This window comes from Frankia sp. KB5 (genome assembly GCF_002099325.1).
GTDB classification, from domain to species: domain Bacteria; phylum Actinomycetota; class Actinomycetes; order Frankiales; family Frankiaceae; genus Frankia; species Frankia casuarinae.
The window spans coordinates 1-3,240 of sequence record NZ_MRUJ01000075.1 but is presented as its reverse complement, the minus strand read 5'-3'; the positions used below and the strand labels follow the sequence as shown (position 1 = coordinate 3,240).

The 3,240-nt window shown below is 70.5% G+C and carries 5 protein-coding genes and 1 pseudogene; all 6 read right to left on the bottom strand.

Annotated features, from left to right (window positions below; translation table 11 throughout):
• Nucleotides 1-33: 33 nt before the first annotated feature.
• On the bottom strand, nt 34-210 hold the full coding sequence (locus KBI5_RS26215; protein WP_157902465.1) for a hypothetical protein: 177 nt from the start codon (nt 208-210) through the stop codon (nt 34-36).
• A complete protein-coding gene (locus KBI5_RS08600; RefSeq protein WP_085014925.1) occupies nt 207-461 on the bottom strand; it encodes a hypothetical protein in 255 nt (84 codons plus the stop codon). The genes KBI5_RS26215 and KBI5_RS08600 overlap by 4 nt, the downstream gene beginning before the upstream one ends.
• Nucleotides 454-612 carry a hypothetical protein gene (locus KBI5_RS27305; RefSeq protein ID WP_206745249.1) on the bottom strand — a complete coding sequence of 53 codons (159 nt, stop codon included), beginning with the start codon at nt 610-612 and terminating at the stop codon, nt 454-456. Before KBI5_RS27305 ends, KBI5_RS08600 begins: the two co-directional genes overlap by 8 nt.
• Before the next feature lie 180 nt (nt 613-792).
• Nucleotides 793-1,611, bottom strand: a pseudogene (locus KBI5_RS08595) (SAM-dependent methyltransferase).
• A gap of 112 nt (nt 1,612-1,723) precedes the next feature.
• Complete coding sequence (locus KBI5_RS08590; RefSeq protein ID WP_085014924.1) at nt 1,724-2,173, bottom strand: hypothetical protein; 450 nt, start codon at nt 2,171-2,173, stop codon at nt 1,724-1,726.
• Nucleotides 2,174-2,623: 450 nt separating this feature from the next.
• The coding region (locus KBI5_RS08585; protein ID WP_085014923.1) for an endonuclease at nt 2,624-3,240 on the bottom strand (617 nt) is incomplete at its 5' end.

Genomic DNA, 3,240 nt, shown 5'->3' with positions numbered 1-3,240 from the left:
CAGGGACGGCGGACGGAGCGGGCTCACCCCCCATCACCGGAGGATCACGAGGACGGTGAGGAGCAGAGCGAAGGCCACCGCCACGGCGACGAATCCCCATCCCTCCTGCACCCCTCGGCGCACCTCCGGATCCAGGTTCCGCAGGTCCTGCGCACGCCACTGCCGCCGCCACGGCAACGCGCAGGACAGCAGGTCACAGGCGCGGCTCATCGGCGGATCGGCGTGTCGCCGTGGGCCTGGGCGACGAGCCGCTTGTAGACGGCGAGCGACGTCGCCGCCGCGCCGAGCCGATCACCGTGCCCGTGGTAGCCGCTGCCCCCGATCGGGAGTAGGCCGAGTGTCGCGGCCAGCTCACGCAGCTCACGCCGGGCCTGGGTGTCGTGACCGGGATGCGGGACCACCAGCTCCTGCGGCAGCATCTGCCCGCCGGAAGCGGTCGTGTAGCTGTGCAGGTCAATCATCCGACGTGCCCTCCGCCGCGGCGCGCAGCCGCAGGTGAATCTCCTCGACCTGCGCGACCGTCCGCGTGGACCTCGATCCGCCGTCGGGTTTCAGGCCGGAGCCGCCCCGGCACGGGCGCCCACAACAGCGCTTGTCTGGTCGGATCGTCATGCTCCATCCGGACCGTGGGGTTGTCGTCGCGGCGGCACGCCTCCGCGACGACAACCCGGGCCCTGCGCACCGCGCGCACCACCGTCCGCGTCAATGCGAGCGGCAGCTCACCCCGGCTGTAGCCGATCCGACCGGCCCCACCCCCGCCAGCCGCCGTGCTCACGCCGCACGCTCCGGACCTCACGGTTTGATAGCGACCGCGCCGTACACGCTCACCTCGGCGTCGGCGAGCGTGACGTCGGTGTCGTGGTCGGGGCGCCAGCGATGCACCGGTTGGATGCCGGGCTCGACCAGATCGAGACCGTCGAAAAGGCGTGCGATCTCCTCCCGGCTACGCGCCCGCGCCGTAACTCCCCGCGCCCGGTAGACCTCGACCGCGTCGCCCACCGCCGGATCGAAATCGGCGGTGATGTGACTGATGATCAGACGGCTACCCGGGGGCAGCCGGTCCATGAGCCGGGGGACGACGCCGTACGGGTCGTCCTAGTCGTCGAGGAAGTGCAGGATCGCGATGAGGGACACCGCGACCGGCGCGGTGAGGTCCAGCGTGGCCGGTATCTCGGGGGCGGACAGGATCGCCTCGACGTCACGCAGGTCGCCGTGCACGTAGGCGGTGCGTCCCTCGGGCGTGCTGGTGAGCAGTGCGCGGGCGTGCGCCAGGACGAGCAGGTCGTTGTCCGTGTAGACGATGCGCGCGTTTGGTCTGATCTCCTGTGCGACCTCGTGCAGGTTCGGGCTGGTCGGGATACCGGTACCGATGTCGAGAAACTGCTCGACGCCGGCTTCGGCGGCGAGGAACCTGATCGCCCGGTGGAGGAAGGAGCGGTTCTGCCGGGCCGCGGTGCGCAGGTGCGGGAACTTGTCCAGAGCCTGTTCGGCGGCGTCCCGGTCCGCGGGGAAGTTGTCCTTGCCGCCCAGGAAGTAGTCGTACATCCGCGCCGTGTGCGCGACATTGGTGTTCAAGGGCGTCCGGTCGGTGACGGGTGGGCCGTCGGCCATGCCAGGTCCGTTTCCGTGTGGGTGGACGGCGGGGAGGGGACGCGTGTACCGCGCGCCGGTGACGCCCTGCAGATCCGCTGCGGGCGTCAGCGGCGCGGGGCGCGGCGCGGAGTTAGCTCAGCGCCGGCACCTGTGGGCGGCCCAGGGCCTGCGCGATCGCCGACCACGCCGCGTCGCTCTCGGCGGCGAGGATCTTCTCCGCCAACGCGACCTGTTCGTCGCCGAGCAGGTCGTGGCCCCGGCAGACCGCGTTGACGTACAGCTGCTCGGCCTGCTGGCCCAGCTCGCTGCGCCGGGTGACCTTCCCGAGCAGCGCGGTCTTCTCCGCGTCAGTCAGACGGCGACCCCGGTGCAGGCCCGTGTGGATCTCACCGGCGAGGGTGGTCATCTCGGTGTAGATGCCGAGGATCTGATCGGTGTACGTCTGGCACAGGTCCGCCAGCGCGCTGATCGTGTCCAGGTCGAGACCGAGATCCTGGCGGTGATGCAGGTACCGGTTGTAGATGCCCCCGGACGGGGCCAGGCTGTCCCCACCCAGGGACACCATCTCGGGTAGACGCATGCGGCTGCTCCAGAAAATCGTGGTGAGGGTTGTGGTATTCGCTGGCGGCGCGGCAGCTCGGCGAGCCGGGCCGGCGCGGGCACGGAAGCGCCCGGCCGTCGGACTGGGGGAGTCGACGACCGGACCACACAACTGTGCCGCGGGGCCGACCAAAAGACATTCCGCTGGAGACGAAGAAGTTGTTCGCCGCATTCCAGGTCTGTGACCTGCATGGACAGCAGCGGCAGGCGCACACCTTTGCGATCACACGGCTTCCGCAGCTACGTCATCGGGGAGGCGCCGCTCTATAGGCAACTACGCGGCGGAGAGGGCGATGCGGGGGTCCGTCCGGGGGCAGTGAGGTCGAGGTGGGCGCACACGGCATCAGCTGCCAACCGACGGTGGCAGCGCCTCCCCGACGACCTGCGCTAGCGTTCCGGCTGCTTCCCGTTGCCGCGCCGCATGGCGCGGTCAGTACGGGGTTTCGTCGGCGGAGCCGGTACCGGCGGCGGGGGGTGTKAGCTGTGCGGTGAGGGAGAGGGCGGCGTGGTCGCTGAGCCGGTTGTGGCGGGGTTCGTGGAGGTAGTCGCAGCTGGTCAGGGTGAGCTGGTTGGCGGTGAGGAAGGTGTGGTCGAAGCGGTAGCCGGTTCCAGCGCGGCCGAACCAGCTGTGACCAGGGGTGTCGGGGTGCAGGAGTCGGTAGGCGTCGGTGAGGCCGGCGCTTGTGAAGGCGCGGTAGAAGTCGTATTCCCAGGCTCCGAACACCGGGTAGTGCGGGACGTGACCCGGTTCGACGACGTTGAGRTCGCCGGTCACSACGRCCGGCYSCTCGAARSCGGCGAGRARACCGGGTAGKGCGYGGGWGACGGCSTGTTGGAAGGCGCGCTTGTTCTGGTTGCGGCGCTCGGCTGGCCCGCGGGACGGGACGTACAGGCCGAGGAGGCGCAGCCGCTGCCCGCCGATCCGCAGCTCCACCGCGGGCGCGCGATGCGGAAGAACGTCGACGTCGATCTGGACCGGTTCGAGGGGCGCGCTGCGGGAGGCGATGACCGTGCTGTAGTCGGGCGCGTCTGGCCGCGGGGCGTGGA

Coding starts and splice junctions, on each gene's coding strand:
- KBI5_RS26215 (WP_157902465.1), bottom strand. CDS start 210: ATGAGCCGCGCCTGTGACCTGCTGTCCTGCGCGTTGCCGTGGCGGCGG.
- KBI5_RS08600 (WP_085014925.1), bottom strand. CDS start 461: ATGATTGACCTGCACAGCTACACGACCGCTTCCGGCGGGCAGATGCTG.
- KBI5_RS27305 (WP_206745249.1), bottom strand. CDS start 612: ATGACGATCCGACCAGACAAGCGCTGTTGTGGGCGCCCGTGCCGGGGC.
- KBI5_RS08590 (WP_085014924.1), bottom strand. CDS start 2,173: ATGCGTCTACCCGAGATGGTGTCCCTGGGTGGGGACAGCCTGGCCCCG.